This window comes from Natrinema marinum (assembly GCF_024296685.1).
Classification (GTDB): domain Archaea; phylum Halobacteriota; class Halobacteria; order Halobacteriales; family Natrialbaceae; genus Natrinema; species Natrinema marinum.
Map to the genome: position 1 here is coordinate 398,071 of NZ_CP100763.1, position 17,013 is coordinate 415,083.

At 67.5% G+C, this 17,013-nt stretch carries 18 protein-coding genes; 6 read left to right on the plus strand and 12 right to left on the minus strand.

The genetic code is table 11. From position 1 onward, the window contains the following. Position 1: 1 nt before the first annotated feature. Together NKH51_RS02030 and NKH51_RS02035 are read right to left on the minus strand one after the other, a co-directional pair. Positions 2-487 carry an Lrp/AsnC family transcriptional regulator gene (locus NKH51_RS02030; RefSeq protein ID WP_092933151.1) on the minus strand — a complete coding sequence of 162 codons (486 nt, stop codon included), beginning with the start codon at positions 485-487 and terminating at the stop codon, positions 2-4. Positions 488-814: 327 nt separating this feature from the next. Next, the gene (locus tag NKH51_RS02035) at positions 815-1,396 is read right to left on the minus strand and encodes a hypothetical protein (RefSeq protein WP_254763576.1); all 582 of its coding nucleotides are present in this window, start codon (positions 1,394-1,396) and stop codon (positions 815-817) included. Positions 1,397-1,553: 157 nt separating this feature from the next. On the opposite strand from NKH51_RS02035, the gene NKH51_RS02040 reads away from it, so the two are divergent. Beyond that, a complete protein-coding gene (locus NKH51_RS02040; RefSeq protein ID WP_254763577.1) occupies positions 1,554-1,781 on the plus strand; it encodes a hypothetical protein in 228 nt (75 codons plus the stop codon). Positions 1,782-1,788: 7 nt separating this feature from the next. On the opposite strand, the gene NKH51_RS02045 is transcribed toward NKH51_RS02040, so the two are convergent. Beyond that, entirely contained in the window at positions 1,789-2,238 is a 450-nt protein-coding gene (locus NKH51_RS02045) for a pyridoxamine 5'-phosphate oxidase family protein (protein ID WP_254763578.1), read from the minus strand. A gap of 163 nt (positions 2,239-2,401) precedes the next feature. Between NKH51_RS02045 and NKH51_RS02050 the strand changes: the two genes are divergently transcribed. Together NKH51_RS02050 and NKH51_RS02055 are read left to right on the plus strand one after the other, a co-directional pair. Beyond that, positions 2,402-2,965: a thioredoxin family protein gene (locus tag NKH51_RS02050; protein ID WP_254763579.1), complete on the plus strand. Its 564-nt coding sequence runs from the start codon at positions 2,402-2,404 to the stop codon at positions 2,963-2,965. A 77-nt stretch (positions 2,966-3,042) separates the two neighbouring features. Next, positions 3,043-3,825 (plus strand): HpcH/HpaI aldolase family protein, encoded by a 783-nt coding sequence (locus tag NKH51_RS02055; RefSeq protein ID WP_254763580.1) that lies wholly within the window; start codon positions 3,043-3,045, stop codon positions 3,823-3,825. Between the two features lie 15 nt (positions 3,826-3,840). Here the strand turns inward: NKH51_RS02055 and NKH51_RS02060 are convergent, their stop codons facing one another. Further along, the gene (locus NKH51_RS02060) at positions 3,841-4,959 is read right to left on the minus strand and encodes an NADH:flavin oxidoreductase/NADH oxidase (protein ID WP_254763581.1); all 1,119 of its coding nucleotides are present in this window, start codon (positions 4,957-4,959) and stop codon (positions 3,841-3,843) included. A gap of 129 nt (positions 4,960-5,088) precedes the next feature. On the opposite strand from NKH51_RS02060, the gene NKH51_RS02065 reads away from it, so the two are divergent. After that, on the plus strand, positions 5,089-5,901 hold the full coding sequence (locus tag NKH51_RS02065) for a BtpA/SgcQ family protein (protein WP_254763582.1): 813 nt from the start codon (positions 5,089-5,091) through the stop codon (positions 5,899-5,901). Positions 5,902-5,906: 5 nt separating this feature from the next. Here NKH51_RS02065 and NKH51_RS02070 read toward each other — a convergent pair whose 3' ends face one another. From NKH51_RS02070 to NKH51_RS02085, 4 genes are all read right to left on the minus strand, one after another. Then, positions 5,907-7,145, minus strand: coding sequence for a tripartite tricarboxylate transporter permease (locus NKH51_RS02070; RefSeq protein WP_254765102.1), 1,239 nt, complete (start codon positions 7,143-7,145; stop codon positions 5,907-5,909). A gap of 146 nt (positions 7,146-7,291) precedes the next feature. Continuing rightward, positions 7,292-7,642, minus strand: coding sequence for a 50S ribosomal protein P1 (gene rpl12p / locus NKH51_RS02075; protein ID WP_254763583.1), 351 nt, complete (start codon positions 7,640-7,642; stop codon positions 7,292-7,294). An 18-nt stretch (positions 7,643-7,660) separates the two neighbouring features. Continuing rightward, positions 7,661-8,707 (minus strand): 50S ribosomal protein L10, encoded by a 1,047-nt coding sequence (locus NKH51_RS02080; RefSeq protein WP_254763584.1) that lies wholly within the window; start codon positions 8,705-8,707, stop codon positions 7,661-7,663. Between the two features lies 1 nt (position 8,708). Continuing rightward, complete coding sequence (locus NKH51_RS02085; protein ID WP_254763585.1) at positions 8,709-9,341, minus strand: 50S ribosomal protein L1; 633 nt, start codon at positions 9,339-9,341, stop codon at positions 8,709-8,711. A 290-nt stretch (positions 9,342-9,631) separates the two neighbouring features. Between NKH51_RS02085 and NKH51_RS02090 the strand changes: the two genes are divergently transcribed. Continuing rightward, positions 9,632-10,240: a hypothetical protein gene (locus NKH51_RS02090; protein WP_254763586.1), complete on the plus strand. Its 609-nt coding sequence runs from the start codon at positions 9,632-9,634 to the stop codon at positions 10,238-10,240. Positions 10,241-10,399: 159 nt separating this feature from the next. Here NKH51_RS02090 and NKH51_RS02095 read toward each other — a convergent pair whose 3' ends face one another. The 4 genes from NKH51_RS02095 to NKH51_RS02110 form a co-directional block, all read right to left on the minus strand. Beyond that, positions 10,400-10,888, minus strand: coding sequence for a 50S ribosomal protein L11 (locus tag NKH51_RS02095; protein WP_254763587.1), 489 nt, complete (start codon positions 10,886-10,888; stop codon positions 10,400-10,402). A 93-nt stretch (positions 10,889-10,981) separates the two neighbouring features. Further along, positions 10,982-11,284, minus strand: coding sequence for a divalent-cation tolerance protein CutA (cutA, locus tag NKH51_RS02100; protein WP_254763588.1), 303 nt, complete (start codon positions 11,282-11,284; stop codon positions 10,982-10,984). A 91-nt stretch (positions 11,285-11,375) separates the two neighbouring features. Continuing rightward, a complete protein-coding gene (locus NKH51_RS02105; RefSeq protein ID WP_254763589.1) occupies positions 11,376-11,567 on the minus strand; it encodes an HEWD family protein in 192 nt (63 codons plus the stop codon). 142 nt (positions 11,568-11,709) lie between these two features. After that, positions 11,710-13,221: a phosphoenolpyruvate carboxykinase (ATP) gene (locus NKH51_RS02110; RefSeq protein WP_254763590.1), complete on the minus strand. Its 1,512-nt coding sequence runs from the start codon at positions 13,219-13,221 to the stop codon at positions 11,710-11,712. A 340-nt stretch (positions 13,222-13,561) separates the two neighbouring features. Between NKH51_RS02110 and NKH51_RS02115 the strand changes: the two genes are divergently transcribed. Further along, complete coding sequence (locus tag NKH51_RS02115) at positions 13,562-16,963, plus strand: disk-shape morphogenesis protein volactin (protein ID WP_254763591.1); 3,402 nt, start codon at positions 13,562-13,564, stop codon at positions 16,961-16,963. Positions 16,964-17,013: the final 50 nt, after the last annotated feature.

The window sequence follows — 17,013 nt, forward strand, 5'->3', positions numbered from 1 at the left end:
GTCAGGGCGAAAAGGAGAGGCGGTCGTCGTCCTCGCCGTCGCCGAGTTCGATCCCGTTTTCCTTGTAGGAGGTCATCACGTAGTGGGTGACCGTCTGGGTGATCTCGGGGACGGGCGCGACCTTCTCGCTGATGAACTGCGAGACCTCGCGAATGGAGTCGCCCTCGACTTCCATGTCGAAGTCGTAGTCGCCGCTGACCAGCCGCAGGGCCGTCACCTGCGGGAATCGCGCGAGGCGCTCTGCGATGTCGTCGTAGCCCGTCTCGCGGTCGAGTCGGACGTTCAACTCGACCTCGGCGCGGACCCGCTCGTCCTCGAGCCGGTCCCAGTCGACGACCGCCTGGTAGCCACGCACCAGGCCCGCTGCCTCGAGTTCCTCGATTGCTGCTTCGACCTCGTCTTCCTCGAGGTCGGTCATTCGCGCGATATCGGCCGCGGAGTACCGCGCGTTCTCACGAAGCAACTCGAGCACCTCGCGTTCGCTCATACTGCGTGGAAGCGCGAGCGCGAGTAAAGTTCTAACGTTCTCGCAGCGGTCGCCGGCCGGCGGGCGGGCGCAGTTCGACCTCGGCCCCGGAACACCCCCGTCGACGCGTCACTTCGGACTGGCCGATCGAGACGCGGTGGCGCGCGCTGTCAGTTCGGCCGAACGAAAGTGTGGCCGAACGACGACAGCGCGCGAGGGATGAGTGAGCGAGCGAAGCGAGCGAACGAATCGGCTGGGGAGGGCGCGGCGATTCCGTGTCGCCACGGTAGCAGACGCTTCTCCGTGCGACAGCCGACGAGTAACGGGCGACCGAAATCCGCGTCCGGATTACCGATAGTTCTTGAACAACAGCGCCCGCACGTCGTCTTTCGTCTGCACCTGCTCGGTCGAGCCGTCGGGGAGTTCCACGTCGTACCGGTAGTCCGCCGAGTTCGACTCCGTCCACTTGTCGTCGTGCGTCTCGAGCAGGCTCATCATCTCGTCTAGCATATCGTCGTCGTCGGCCGAGCCGTCGCCTGCGTCAGCGTCTGCTTCGTCCCCGTCATCGTCGGCCGAGTCGCCCTCGCTCGAGTCGTCAGCGTCCGGCTCGAGTCCGTCGTCCCCTTCGTCTACTACCTCGCCCGCGTCCGGGGTCTCGTCCTCGACGTAGGAGACTTCCTCGAGTTCGTGGGGGTCCGCCTCGCCGTCGATGGCGGCCCCGACGGACGCGGCCACGTCGTCGGTCGCCGAGGAGTCGAACTCGGCGGCGTCGACGTCGATCTCGACGTCCTCGTCGAAATTGTCGATCAGGAACTGGACGGCGTCCTGCTCGCGGACGAAGCCGTACTTACCGACGACCGATTCGGCGATCTCCTCGCGAAGGTGCTGGATAAAGGCGTACTGTTCGTCGGTGACCTCGAGCGTCTGCATACCCCGTGGATGATGCCGCGGGTACAAATATGTACGTCGTCGCGACCGCCGTTCCCCGGTGTCGGCCGCTCGAGGACCGATCGATCGAGTTCACGACTTCGACGACCGGTCCACAGCAACGAAATTAAGGGGCTTCGGCTGGCAGCCCCGACTAGCTATGGACGAGGTACTCGAACTCGTAGACATCGTCGCCGACTCCGGACTCGAGGGCGCGGTCGTCTGGCTCCTCCGGCTTGTGGGGCTGCTCGCCGTCCTCGCCGGTCTCGGCCTCTGGCTGTTGACCGAGATGGGACTGCTCGTCGTCCCGCTGGTCCTGCTCCTCGGCGGACTCGTCTTGCTCGTTGCCCCGAGCGTCCTCCTCGCGCTCGCGGAACTGTTCGGCTGACCCGCGATCAGGGACGCGAAGGGACTTCCTTCCGTCCCGTCAGCGTCTCGGGGTCGAGACAGAAAAAGCGGAACGTGACTTCCTCTCGCGGCCGTTCGAAGATGTCGACCCGCGGGATCTGAATCGCCCACATTCCCTGAACCGTGCTGGACTCATAGGGCATCTCCTCGACGTTCTCGAGCGTTCCCGTCGCGACGACGCTTTGCCAGCCGCTGTCAGTCTCGCCGTAGGTGACGAACGAAGCGGGCCTGTCGACGAGCGCCCCTTTTCTGCTATCCCGAGGAAACGATAGCTGATAGTAGAACACCCGTTCGTCCGCGTTGTAGCCGTACGAGACCGGAATCGAGACCGGCGGCTCGTCGGGGTCGGTCGCAAACGAGATGACCCCCGTCCCGCCGCGCCCGAGGAATTCGGCCATCTCCTCATCGGTCAGTGTGAGCCAGCGCAACCCTTGCATATCCGGCTTGACGACGTAAAAACAGATAATACGTTGTCGCGGTCTGCCAAACAGTCACGACGGACTGTACTCACGTCGCGCTCACGCCTCCGACCGATACGATCGAGCCGAGCGGACTACTGCGAACGTGACGATTAAGGTCGAACGACGGGAAGAAATCGGTATGGTCCTGCAAGAATCCGATTCCGAACTCGAGGCCGGCGACGCCGCGCCGGACTTCGAACTCGAGGGCGTCGACGGCGAGACCCACTCGCTCGAGTCGTTCGCCGACGCGGAGGCGCTGTTGCTCGTCTTCACCTGCAATCACTGTCCGTACGCGAAAGCGAAGTTCGACCTCCTGAACGAACTGGCCGGCGAGTACGACGACGTCGCGGTCGTCGGGATCAACTCCAACGACGCCGCGGAGTATCCCGCGGACTCGTTCGAGACGATGCGAGAGTACGTCGACGAGGGGAAGATCGAGTACGACGCCTATCTGCGCGACGAGAGCCAGGATGTCGCTCGCGCGTACGGCGCGGTCTGTACGCCCGATCCGTTCCTCTTCGCTCGCGCCGATGGCGAGTTTGAGCTGGTCTACCACGGCCGCCTCGACGACGCGTTGAACCCCGACGACGAGCCGACTCGCTTCCACGTTCGCGAGGCCATCGAGTCCGTGCTGGCGGGCGAGTCGGTCGACCTCGAGTGGCAGCCGTCTCAGGGCTGTTCGATCAAGTGGAAAGCGGACTGACCGTCGCTAGACCGTGACGGTCTCTGCCGGCGACGGCCGGACGCTCGATTTTAGTGGTGGCCGTGGTAGGCAGGGGCATGAGTGAGCCCCGCGGTAACGCGCTCGGCGAGACGCTCGCGGCCGGCGAGGTCGCGCTCGGCGTTCTCGAGAACACGTACAGCCCGACGGCCGTCGAACTCCTCGCGACGATCGGCGTCGACTTCGTCTGGATCGACCTCGAGCACGGCGGGCCGAGCCCGTGGGACGGCGAGCGACTCGAGGCCCTCCTCCGAGCGGCCGACGGCACCGACACCGAACTGCTGGTTCGGGTTGCCGATACGGACCCGGCGCTCGTCCGGAAGGCCCTCGACGCCGGCGTTCGGAACGTCTTCCTCCCGCGGGTCGGCAGCGCGGAGGAACTCGAGCGCGCGGTGCGAGCCGGCCGGTTCGAGTACGACGGCGAGCCGGGTCGGCGCGGGCTGGCGAGTCCCCGCGCCCGCCGCTGGGGGATGGTCGACGACTACGTCGAAAGCGAGGACGAGTCGGTCGTCGTCGGCGTCACGGTCGAAACGGAATCCGCGCTCGAGGACCTCGAGGCTATCCTCTCGGTCCCGGAACTCGGCTTCGTCTTCATCGGCCCGCTGGACCTCTCGGTGTCGCTCGGCCACCCCGGCGAACTCGATCACGACGAGGTCGAAGAGGCCGTCGAGACGATTCGGTCGGCGGCCGTCGACGCGGGCGTCCCCGTCGGCGGGCTCGGGTTCGGGATGGACGACGTCAACGAGAAAGCCGAGAACGGTTATCAGCTGCTGAATATCGGTACGACAACCGGGGCGCTGCAATCGAGCGTGACCGGCTGGCTCGAAGCGTACAACGGGTGACCGGCGCTCGACGGTTCAGCGCCGAACCGCGCGCCGGTACTGTACCGGCCACTCCTCTCTGACCGCCTCCGGGTCGCGCTCGAGCGCCTCCGTCGCGCGGAGCCCGAAGTACGGATCGCGCAAGAACTCCCGGCCGACGAGGACGAGGTCAGTCCGGCCGTTGCGCACCAGCGCGTCGGCCTGCTCGGGTTCGGTGACGCCGCCCACTGCGCCGACGGCGACGTCGGCTCCCTCGCGAACGCGCTCGGCGAGGGGCACCTGGAAGTTCGGGCCGCCGGGGACCGACTGCTCGGGGTGGAGTCCGCCCGAACTGACGTCGACCAGATCGACGCCGAGGGCGGCGAGGTCGTCGGCCAGCCGAACCGACCCCTCGATATCCCACGAGTCGCGGTCGTCGAGCCAGTCCGTCCCCGAAATCCGAACGAAGAGCGGCTTGTCGTCCGGCCAGACGTCTCGGACCGCGGTGACGACCTCTCGGACCAGCCGCGTGCGGTTCTCGAAGCCGCCGCCGTAGTCATCCTCGCGGCGGTTCGTGACCGGCGAGAGGAACTCGTGGAGCAGGTAGCCGTGAGCCGCGTGGACCTCGGCGATCTCGAACCCCGCCTCGAGCGAGCGTTCGGCCGCGGCGCGGTAAGCGTCGATCACGCCCTCGATGTCGTCCTGGTCGGCCTGCCGCATCGCCGGCCGGTCGCCGTCGAACGGCGGGTAGGCCGCCGGCGACGGCGAGAGGACCTCCCAGCCCGACGCGCCGCTCGGGCCGGTCCCGTCGGGCTGGATCGGCACGTGGCCCTCCCAGGGTCGTTCCTTGCTGGCCTTGTGACCCGCGTGGGCCAACTGAATCGCCGGCACGCCGCCCTGTTCGCGGACGAACTCGGTGATCGGCTCGAGCGCGGTCGCGTGCTCGTCGCTCCAGATCCCGAGGTCGTGGGGCGTGATCCGCCCCTCGGGGGAGACGGCGGTCGCTTCGGTCATCACGATGCCGGCGCCGCCGACGGCGCGGCTCCCGAGGTGAACGCGGTGCCACTCGGTCGGCAGCCCGTCGGGTTCGCAGGAGTACTGACACATCGGGGAGACGGCGATTCGGTTCCGACTCGTCACGTCGCGCAGCGACAACGGAGAGAGCGCGTCGGTCATCGGCCGGCGATAGCCGCGGCGGGGAGAAAACGACCCTGAAGGGAGCGGCGATTGCCGGCTCGAGCGACGGTTCCGGGGCCTCCTCGAGCGGTCACACCTACTTATCCCGTTCGCGCACCCAGCACCGGTATGTCCACGGATACGTCCCTCCTCGAGCGCTTCGACGCCGATCGCCCCGTCGTCGGCATGGTTCACCTCCCGGCGCTACCTGGCGCACCTGGATTCGACGGCGACCGCGATGCCGTCCGAACGCGCGCGCTCGAAGACGCACGGGCGCTCGAGGCCGGCGGGATCGACGGACTGATCCTCGAGAACTTCGGGGACGCGCCGTTCTATCCCGAGGACGTGCCGAACCACGTCGTCGCCGAACTAACCACCGTCGCGACGCGGGTGACCGACGCCGTCGACGTGCCGGTCGGGATCAACGTCCTCCGAAACGACGCGGCGGCCGCAGTGTCGATCGCCGCGGCTGTTGATGTCGATTTTGTCCGCGTCAACGTCCACGTCGGCACCGCCGCGACCGATCAGGGGGTCATCGAGGGGCGAGCCCACGAGACGCTCCGGCTCCGCGATCGGCTCGCGGCCGACGTATCGATCCTCGCGGACGTTCACGTCAAACACGCGAGTCCGGTCGGCAATCGGGACCTCGAGCGCGCGGCGCTCGAGACGGTCGAACGCGGGAAGGCCGACGGAGTCATCGTCTCCGGCCCCGGAACGGGCGTCGAGACGCCGCTCGAAGATATCGAGCGCGTCGCCGGCGCAGTCGGCGATCACGCTGCCGTGTTCGTCGGCAGCGGCGTGACGATCGAGACCGTCGGCGACTGCTTTGGATCCGGTGCGCACGGCGTTATCGTCGGTACCGCGCTCAAACACGGCGGCGAGACGACTGCGCCAGTCTCGAGCGAGCGCGTCGCGGAACTCGTGGCGGCCGCTCGAGGGTGAGACGATTAGAGGCCGAGCATTAGCGGTCCGATGAGGACGCCCATCAGATGAACGCGCCGGGCGTGCAACCGAACCGGCACCATCCCGACGGCGGTCGCCGCGACGAAGATCGCGATCCCGACCGAGCCGGCAAAGAGGAACGCGAGGGCGAGCAACAGAGCGAGCACGGCGACCGACAGTTTCCAGTAGGCCAGCCGACCGACGAACTCGAGGTAGGCGTCCCCGAGAACGATCACGAGGACGAAGCCGATCAGTCCCGCGAGGACGACGGCCGCGAGCAGGATCGGGAGCTCGAGGGGCGCGCCGACGGTCTCGAAGGCGACCATGACGCCGGTCCGGGGCTGGCCGATGGCGACCAGCGCGAGGAGCGCGAAGATCGTGTTCGCCGTGTCGACGCCGCTGGTCGCAACGATATAGCCCCGATCGCTGGCTCCGTCCGGGACGGCGGCCAGCACCGCGACGGCGGCGATCGCCGCCGTGATGCCGGGCAAGTAGCCGACTGCAGCGCCCGCGAGCGTGCCCGCGACTGCCGTGACCCCGATCAGTCCCCGCGACATCGCGATCCCGTCGCCGGTCTGGCGGGGGAGCCCGCTCCCGCGGATCGCGTCGAGCAACACCGGGGCACCGAAGAGGCCAGCGAACAGCGGGGCGAGCGTGCCGCCCGCCTCGAGCGGGGCCGCCGGCGTGAGATCCAGCGCGAGCGCGCCGAGCCCGGTCGCCAGCGCAAACGAGAGGAGGCCGCCGAACCGCCCGCGCCAGGTCGGCTCCGACGCGAGCAACGCGACCGCGATCGCCGCGAGAACGACCGACAGGTTCGCTTGTACCGTCGGATAGACGGCCGTGACGGCTCGAGTAACGGGTACGGAAAGCGGCACCGCCGCGAGAACGGCGAGGACGCTGCCGAGCGCGGAGAGCCGGATCGCCTCGTAGCCCCGGCCCGCGAGGACCAGCCGGTGGCCCGGCAGCGCGGTGATCGCCATCTCGGCGTCGGGGACGCCGAGCGCCATCGCGGGCACGGCGTTCAGGAAGGTGTGGACGACGCCCGCGGCGAGCATCGCACAGCCGACGAACAGCGGCGGGCCGGGGACCGACGGCGCGATCCCCGCGAGCAGGAGCGCGAAATTGTTGGCGTGGAGGCCGGGCACGAGCCCGCTACAGGTCCCGAGCGCCGAGCCGGCGAGCACCCACACGAGCAACTGCACCGTCAGCGCGGGCTGGGCGACGAACTCGAGCGGAGCGGCCATCGTCGCTTCTGGCCGCGTCATCGGTTATATAGTCTCGGCCGGGGCGCGGGGTCGGCCGAGCCGTCGCTCGAGAGCGCTATCGCTCACCGATCGGCGCGATAAAAAATCGGGATTGCAACTCGTCGAAACCGGATCGACGGCGCGAGTTATCCGAAGAGTTCGCCGAGGCCCTCGCCGCTGGCCTCTTCGTCTTCGTCGTCGTCGTCGTCCGTCGTGTCCGGCACGTCGCTGGTCTCCTCGACCTCTTCTTCCTCGCCGCCTTCGTCGGCAGCGGCCTCGCCACCCGCGGCGCCGCCTGCGGCGGCCCCGCCAGCGGGGACGGCTGCGGCCTCGGAGACGGCCTCGTCGATGTCGACGTCCTCGAGCGCGGCGACGAGCGCCTTGACTCGGGACTCCTCGACGTCGACGCCGGCGGCGTCGAGCACGTCGGTCAGGTTGTCTTCGTTGATCTCTTCGCCCGATTCGTTCAGGATGAGTGCAGCGTATACGTATTCCATTGTTGTGTCCTCCGTTGATTAGCCGAACATTTCGCCGAGACCAGCCGCGCCGTCGCCGTCGTCTTCGTCGTCGTCATCGTCGGTGTCGGCGTCTTCGGCCTCGGTCTCGTCTTCGGTCTGGTCGTCTGCCGATTCGTCGTCGTCGCCCTCAGCTGCCGCCGGTTCGGCGGCCGCCTCGACGCCCTGCAGTTCAGCAGGGAGCGCCTCCTCGTCGTCGATCTGGGCCGCGAGCGCACGCAGCTGTGCGTCGGCCTTGCTGACGAGGTCGGGCATGAGGTCTTCGTCCTCGATCGCGGCCTGCAGGCCGAGGCTCTTGGCCTCGCCCGTGGCCTTCGCGATGAGCGTCGGTGCCGTCGCCGCGGTCGGGAAGCTCGTGTTGATCGAGAGGTTCTGCGCGCGAGCGGCGGCCGTCGACACGTCGCTCCGGTAGGCCTCGACGTCGATATCGAGGTCCTCGGGGTCGAACAGCACGCCGTCTGCGATGACGGCGCGCAGGTCAAGCCCGACTTCCTTGGGCTCGATACCCAGTTCGTTGAGGACGTTCGCCAGATCCGCAGAGACTTCCTCGCCGGCCTCTAGGACCGTCGAGTCCTCCATGACCTGGATCGAACCCTCTTCGATCCGCGCGTTCGCGCCGATCTGCTGGAGTTCGCCGACGAACGGCCCTGGGTCGACACCGGTGTCCCCTTCGGGGATGACGATGTCGTTCGGGGCGACCTCGCCCTCGTTGATCGGGGCGGGCGTCTTCGACGCCTCGAGTTCCTTGTACAGCGAGAACGGGTTCTCGTTCGTTGCGACGAGCCCGACCTGGCCTTCGATGTGCTCGACCAGGTCGCCGAGTCCGGCGTCCTCGAGCGCGTGCGTCTGCAGGGTGTTGCGGCTAACGCGCAACACGGCGGTGCCGTGCAGGTCGCGGCGCATGTCTTGGAGCTGCTTCGAGGGGATGCCGGCGATGCCGACGACGCCGACGCTCTCGTAGTCAGCGATGAGCTGTTCGAGTTCGTCGACCTCTTCTCGCTTCCACTGGGGAAGGTTCTCGGTCTTGCGTTCGGCCTGTGCGCTCATGTTAGGCCACCTCCACGGACGGCCCCATCGTCGTCTTCACGTAGACGGCGTCGATGTTCTGGGGGCCCTTCTCGAGGTCGGCGTGCAGGCGACGCAGGATGACGTCGATGTTGTCGGAGATCTCCTCGGCATCCATGTCCTCGGCGCCGACGAGGGTGTGGAAGGTTCGTCGGTCGCCGGAGCGAAGCTGCACGGTGTTCTTGAGTCGGTTGACGGTCTCGACGACGTCGTCGTCGGGCGAGAGCGGGTCCGGCATCTTCCCTCGGGGACCGAGAATGGTACCCAGGTGCCGGGCGATGTCTTGCATCATCGCCTCTTCGGCGATGAAGAAGTCCGTCTCGTCGGCCATGTCCTTGGCCTCGTCGTCGTCCAGATCGGCCACGTCGTCTCCCGAGAGGACCTCGTCCGCGGCCTCTTCGGCGCGGACAGCGGTTTCTCCCTCGGCGATGACGACGATACGCGTTTCCTGGCCGGTTCCGGACGGCAGGACGATCGACTCGTCGACGCGGTTCGACGGTTCGTTCAGGTCTAAGTCGCGCAGATTGATCGCGAGGTCGACCGTCTCGGTAAAGTTCCGATCGGGTGCGTCCTCGAGTGCGCGCGCTACTGCGGTTTCAATATCCGAATCTGCCATCGTTCACCTCCGTAGTACGCAGGAGTGCTCCTACGGGTCAGTGAAACAGGCGATGCCTGTCTCCCTTGAACCGAGGGCCATCCCAAACTTAAACCCGTCGAACCACCGGAGACCCGTCACTCCACGCCGATCAGCGCCGCTCACCGCCGAACAGATGGTCTGGACTCGAGTCCACCGCGGTTCGTTTCGCCGAGCAGGTTTTCCAGCCGTACCGCAGCCGTCACCGGTCGGCTCTCGTCACTGTCCGCCTGACCGGAAGTTCTATAATGAATGATTGTATATCATGCAGTATGTGGCCATTAGAGTTATATACTATGATTGCTGGACCGACACTTGGCTCGGTCGCAGCGGTCTCGGGGCACGGAGGGGCGCTCGAGATGTATCGATCGCTTGAGCCGCCCATTCGTGCGGGCATACAGTTCTTCGGGACGCTCCTCCTCGTGGTGGTCGTGCTCGGGCTGCTCCAGAGCCACGGCACGCGCGCGGTGACGAAGTCCCGACGGAGTCCCATCATCTCCCTCTGTATCGGGCTGCCGGGTCTGCTGGTCGTCGGCGCGGTCGCGGGCGCCGGGATTTTCATCTCGGATACGAGCGTCGGGCCCTTCTTCGCTGTGCCGATGGTGATCCTCGGGGCGACGGTCCTGCCGGTCGTCACGGCGATCGGGTTCACCGCTATCGGTCGGACCCTCGCGTCGCGACTCGGCAGCGATCGGCTGTGGGTCGGCATCTTTGTCGGCGCGGTCGTCAGCGGACTCGCCGGCCTGGCGCTTCCGGCGACCGTCGCCGTCGCCGGCGTTGCCGGCGCACTCGGCCTCGGGGCGACCGCTCGAATCACGTTCGGCGGCATCGGTGCGGGCCGGCCCGACGAGCGAACCATTCCGCCCGCGAACAAGATCTGAGACGGTCGATCGCCGCCGGTTCGTCGAAATTCGTCTCTTCGTTCTCCACCGTCGCTTCGAATTCCCGTCTGTCGACAGCCGCTGCTCGCGCTGTACGCTCCGTACAGATCGTTCGTTGTGAAAACGAAGCCGATTCGGTAAGTCGATACCGGGCCGCGATTACGCTTCCGCTTCGCCCGCGAGCACGTCGTCGTACTCGCCGTCGTCGACTCGCTGCTTGAACTCTCGAGCGTCGTTGCCCTCGATGGTGACGCCCATCGAGGCGCAGGTGCCGACGACTTCCTTAGCGGCGTTGATCGTGTCGTAGGCGAGCAGGTCGGGGTGTTTCTGCTCGGCGATCGTCTTGACCTGTTCGACGGAGAGGTCAGCGACGAAGTCCTTCTGGGGTTCGCCGCTGCCGGTCTCGAAACCGGCTTCGTCCTTGATGAGCGCCGCCGTCGGCGGGACGCCGACGTCGATCTCGAAGGAGCCGTCGTCGTCGTAGTCGACGGTGACGGGAACTTCGGTGCCGTCGAACGCGGCGGTCTGGTCGTTGATCTCCTGTACGACGGCCTGCACGTCGACGGGCGTCGGTCCGAGCTCGGGACCGAGCGGTGGGCCAGGGTTGGCCTGCCCGCCCGGAACGAGCACTTCGATGGTTCCAGCCATATCCGTCACAACCCGTGCGCGAGTTTTAAGGGTTGCTTTTTCGGGCAGTCCTCGTCTGTGACGATCTCACGTACCGATCGACGATCGCACCGGCTACTCCACGCTCTCCGCTCGCCACGTCGCGAACGACTCGAGGACGTCGTCCTCGTCGAATCGCTCGATACAGGGAACGTCGTACGGATGCAGTTCCTCGACGCGTGCGACGAGGTCGTCGTACGCGTCGTCGGTCGTCTTCGCGAGCAACAGTGCCTCCTCGTCGCGGTGCACGTCGCCCTCCCAGCGGTAGGTCGAGGTCGTCGACAGCCGATTGACGCAGGCGGCGAGTCGCTCCTCGACCAGCGTCTCGGCCATCCCGTCGGCTGCCTCGGGCGGCGCGGTGATATACACGGTTGGCATAGCGGCGGCTACGCTCGAGCAACGCAAAAGGGCACCGTCCACCCGGAGCGGGCCGTCTGCCACACCGGTCGTCGGCGGGGCGCAGCCGCGGTTAGCTGTCGGCGCTCTCGACCGGGTTGAACGTGCCGTTGATGTCCCACTCGTGGATACAGTGGGGGTTGCCGACCTGCTTCTCGCCGTCTTCGCGGGCGAGTTGCCAGGCCTCGAGGTCCTCGTCCCATACTTCGCCGCGACCACACGCTTCGCAGACCCGCGCGGTCGGTGTTCGTACCTGTGCGCTCATTACCCAATCGTGGGAACTCGACACATATAACGGTATTCGTGTGCGGCAAGGACTGCGCCGTCGCTGGCGAATCGAGCGATCGGAAAACCGGGGCCGCTGTCAGTCCGCTGTCGTGTCCGTCGAGACCGGGGTCCGATGCCGGTCAGTAGACGGCGTCTTTGATCTCCTCGCGGAGTTCGTCGAACTGCGCCAAGTAGTCGCGTCGCTCGGCGCGCAACTCGGCGAGCGCGTCCTCGTAGTCCTCGACGTGGTCGGGCACGTAGTAGTCCTCGATCTCGAGGCCGGGGACGGACTCGGGGATCGTCAGATCCATTCGGTCGTCGTGGGTCCAGTCGATGGTCCCGCGGGCGGCCTCCGTGAGCACGGTGACGGACTCGGTGACGCCGATGTCCTTCGACTTCTCGCCGAGGTAGCCCGTGTTGATCACGTAACACTCCACGTCGAGGATGTCGATGAGTTCGTGGAAGATGTTGCCCTCCTCGCCCTCGGGGCCGACGATGAAGGGGTTCGTCCCGACGACGCGGATCGATTCCCCGGCACGGGAGGGATCGCCCGCGCTGGTCTCGATCGACTCGCCGAGCATGAAGGCGACGGCGGCCTGCTCGTCCTCGAGTTTGGCGACCGGCGGCATCAGCGGGTTTCGGGTGATGAAAAAGACCTGGTCCATCCGGCCGAGGTCGATCTCCTCGTCGGCGCTCTCGAGTTGGTCGCGCTGGACGATCGCCCGGGAGTTCGAGGTGTAGCGATCCTCGTCGAAGTGGACGGTGCCGTCGTCGTCGACCGCGACGTTCTCCAAGATCGCGGACTCGTCGGTCGCGGCCTCGTAGAGTTCGGGCTGTTCCTCCTCACCCAAGCCGATCGTCTTGATGAACAGCCCCTGGCCCTCGCTGCCGGCAACGGAGCCGGTCGGCAGGAGTCCGCAGACGTCGTCTTGGAGCATGGCGGCGCTTTCGGGCTCCTCGAGCCAGCAGCCGTGGGAGGTCAGCGTCGACTTGCCGGTCGCGGACAGCCCCATGAACACCTGACCGACGGTCTGCAGTTCGCCGTCCTCGTCGCGGACGCGGACGCGCTTGCTGCCGGCGTGGAGGCCGAGGCCGCCCTGCTGTTTGATCCGGTACATGAACAGCCGGAGGAACGACTTCTTGGCCTCGCCGGTGTAGTCGCTGCCGAGCACGGCGGTAAAGCCGGTGTCGGGGAGGATGCGGATCGCGGTCTCGTCGTAGTCCGGCAGCTGGACGGTGTAGAGGTCGGGGTCCTGACCGTCGGCCGGCTCGAAGAGGTTCGCCCACGCGTAGGCGATCCGAGCGTGCTCGACCGGCACGAACAGGCGACAACAGAAGGTCGCGTCCGGATGGCGCCCCATGAGTCGGTCGACACAGACGAGTTCGACCTCGTCGGTGCGGTCGACGGCGTCGTCGACGAGTTCGTGGTCGCGCTCGGAGAACTCGTCGTCGACGGCGTTTTTCGTCCGATCGGCGCTCCGCGAGCGGAACTCGCTGACGTACGACGGCGAGTCGAACTCGGTCGTCGTCTCGTCGGCCTCGGCGAGTTCGCGCAGTTCCGCGAGCGACGGGTTGTACCGGACGTTCGACGCTGTCGCTGGATCGGGAAGCTGTCGGACCAGCGGACGGGACTCCGTCCCGGTTTCAGACATACACATAATCCACCATCAGCCTGATAAATAAACGTGAGGATTTCTCTCTTCGTATGCCATCGACTACCCAGTGACGGAGTGACGTGTGCTGTGTGCGCCCCTCAGCGAGCGGAAATTACCGATTTCCGATCCGTCGACGATCGACGGTGTGTCGACCTGCCACAAGTATCCAGATACGAGATAATTCTTGACGGGGCGGCGAGCAACGGGCGAGGACTGCAGAGCGAACCCGGGAGTCAGCGATTACACCGGCGCCGCGCCGACCCGCGGCGGCGTGCTGATTTTCACATCTGGTATTCCGGGGGGAACCTCCAAGAGGGTGGTACGACTTGCCGAGGGCATGGACTACGGTCTCGATATCGGCCCAGGGGGGATCCGGGTCGCCACCGACGCCGGCGGCGATCCGACGATCGACTCGGTCCCGCCGATCGCGCTGGCAGTCGACGACGCGCTTGAGGCGGCGGGGCTCTCGGAGGAGAGCGCCACCGTTAGCGCGGATGGAACGACGTACGCGGTCGGTGGGGCTGCACGGACGGCCGCTGACGCGATCGACGAGGAACCCGAGTCGCTGTTTTCGGGCGGTAGCCTCGCGGTCGATTCGGGGGCACACGTCACACCCGCGCTGTCAGCGCTCGTCGACGACGCCGTGGGGGACGCGACGGACGGCCGGCTTTGTTACACGACGCCCGGCCCGTTCGCCGATGCGGCGGCGACCGACGACCACCGCGAGACCGTCGCGTCGGTGCTCGAGGACCGCGGGTTCGATGCGACACCGATCCACAAGGGCTTCGCCGTCGTCTACGACCAGCTCGCGGGCGACAACTACACCGGTCTCGGGATCTGTCTCGAGGCGCGCTCGACCAGCGTCGCGCTCGCGTACTACGGCGTCCCGGCGATGGCCGTCTCGATCGAGAAAGGCCGCGAGTGGATCGTCGAGCGCGCGGCCGGCGAGACCGGCCACGCGCCGGCACAGGTCGCCGGCGTCCTCGACGAGTTCGCGCTCGACCCCGACGCGGCGGGAGGCGGGATCGAAAGCGCGCTGGCACAGGCCTACGACGCCCTGCTCGGCGAGGTCATCGCAGCGATCGGCAACGCGGCCGACGAGAGCGATGTCCAACAGGGGCTCTCGGTCCCCATCGCCATCGCCGGCGAGGGCGCTATCGACGGCCTCGAGTTCCTCGTCGGCGGCCGGTTCGACGCGGCCGCGCTCCCGTTTTCCGTCCGCGGTGCCCGGATCGCGGACGACCCCGCGGTGAGCGCCGCCAGAGGTGCTCTCGAAGCCGCCCGCGACGATGTCGAGGCGTACGAGGCGGTCACCTGGTCGGCGGCCGACGACGGCGAATCTGACGAGACGCCGAGCGGCGCCGACGCGACGACCGAGGGCGAGCGGACGGCGCTGTCGTTCGACGAGTCGGCGATCGCCGACACGGCGGCCGACGATCGGACCGACGACGCCATCGAGCAGCTGTTCGACCGGCTCGCCAACCGCGACGACGAGATCCGAGCCGTCCGCGAGGACCTCGAGTCAGCGTTCGACGACCTCGAGTACGTCGAGGAACGGGCGGCCGCGGTCGACGACGTCGACGATCTCGAGGAGCGCCTCGAGGCGTTCGCCGACGACCTGACGGACCTCGAGACGGAGAGCGAGACGCACGCGAGCGCCGACGCCGTCGACGCGCTCGACGACGAACTCGGGTCGCTGTCGACGACGATCGACGACCTGGAAGCCGACGTGGCCGACGTGGATGCGGCGCTCGCGGAGGCCGAGACGGCCGCGGCCGACGAGCGATCGGCGCTCGAAGACCGGGTTGACGAAGTGGTCGGCGACTTCGAGGACGTGGCCGATCGGACCGAGACGCTCGAGGACGACCTCGAAACGGTTCGGACGAGCCTCGACGACCTCGCGGCGACCGCTGCCACCGAGTCGTCGCTCGAGGACGTCGAGGGGACCGTCTCGGAACTCGCCGACGCGATCGACGACCTGGATGTGGCTGTCGATCGGGCCGAGACCCGACTCGACGGGTTCGCCGGTCGACTGGAGGAACTCGGAACCCGGATCGACGGCGTCTCGGAGCGACTCGAGGCGGAGAGCGAGCGAACCGACGAGCGCTTCGACGCACTCGAGTCGACGATCGACGCGGAGACCGACGCCGTCGACGAGGAACTCGCCGCGGTGCGCGAGACGCTCGCCGACCGGACCGAGGCGCTTGAGGCAGACCTCGACGCCGCTCGAGACGCGATCGGCGATCTCGAGGACGTAACCGCCGACGCCGACCGGGTCGACGCCGTCGCCGCGGATCTGGCCGATCTCGAGACGACCGTCGAGGACGAGTCGGCCGCCATCGAATCGGTGGCCCAAGACGACCTGCCGGCCCTCGAGGCGACGGTCGACGAGCTCGACGAGGCGGTGACTGGCGTCTCGGAGCGACTCGACGATGTTGACGCGCGTACGGCGACCGAAGAGTCCGTCACGGCGCTCGTGGCCGATCTCGACGCGGTCGAAGCGGCGGTCGAGACGCTCGAATCCGATCTTCGCTCCCTCGACGACGCGCTCGAGGAGCGGATCGACGACGCAGTCGCGGGCGTCGAAACGGAACTCGACGCAGCGACGGATGTGCTCGAAGACGATGTCGAGGGGCTGACGACTAATTTCGACGCGCTCGAGGCGACCGTCGAGCGACTCGACGACGAGGCGGTGACGGACGAGGAACTCGCCACTGCGCACGAATCGATCGACGACCACGGCGACGAACTCGAATCGGTGGCCGCGGAGGTCGACGACATCGCGACGGACCTCGCGGCCGTCGAGGAGCGACTCGACGAGGTCGACCGAGAGCTCGCCACCCGGCTGGAGGACGTTCGAAGCACGGTCGACGAGCGGATCGACGAGACGCAGGACGCAGCCGACGACGCACGGGCGGAACTCGACGACAGAATCGACGAGACGCAGTCGGCCCTCGACGAGCGGATCGACGAGGTGCGATCGAGGCTCGAGGAGCATCGCGACGAGACCGAGGCCGTTCGAACAGCCCTCGAGGAAAACGTGGCTGCACTGGAAGCCGCCCTCGAACGCGAGACCGACGCGCTCACCGACGACCTCGGCACGCTCGAAGAGCGCGTCGACGACGGCGAGCGCAGGGCAGACAACCACGAGCGCCGCGTGGACGACCTCGCGTCGACGCTCGAGGAGGTCGACAGCGGGGTCGACCGTATCGACGACGATGTCGGGGCGCTCGCGGGACGGGTCGACGAGGCGGCGAGCGAGGACGATCTCGAGTCGCTCGAGAACGATCTTTCGGCCCTCGGCGACCGCTTAGCGTCGCTCCGGTCCGAACACGACGACCTCGCTCGGACCGTCGCCGCCGGCCCGGACGAGTCGGCGGTGCAGGCCTTAGACGAGGTCCGGACGCTCGACGATGACGTCGACTCGCTGGACGAGCGGGTGACGACGGTCGCCGACGGGCTCTCGCGTCTCGAGGAGCGGGTCGAGTCGATCGACGCGCGACTCGACGAACGCGGGGCCGGCGAGGACGATCTCGAGGCACTGCGAACGGAACTCGCGGACCTCCGAGCCGACGCGACCGCCGAGACGGCGCTCCCGTCCGCGGTCGCGGCCGGTGGCGGAGGCGCGGGGATCGTCGCCGGAGGCGTCACCACGCTGGCCGGCGACGCCGTCGTCGGAGCCGGCGCAGTCGCTCTCGGCCTCGTCTTACTCGGCGTCGCGATGCTACGGGCCCGCTGACGTCGATCAGAAGGTGCGACGACTCGGACCGACGCCACCGCTCCTCGAGC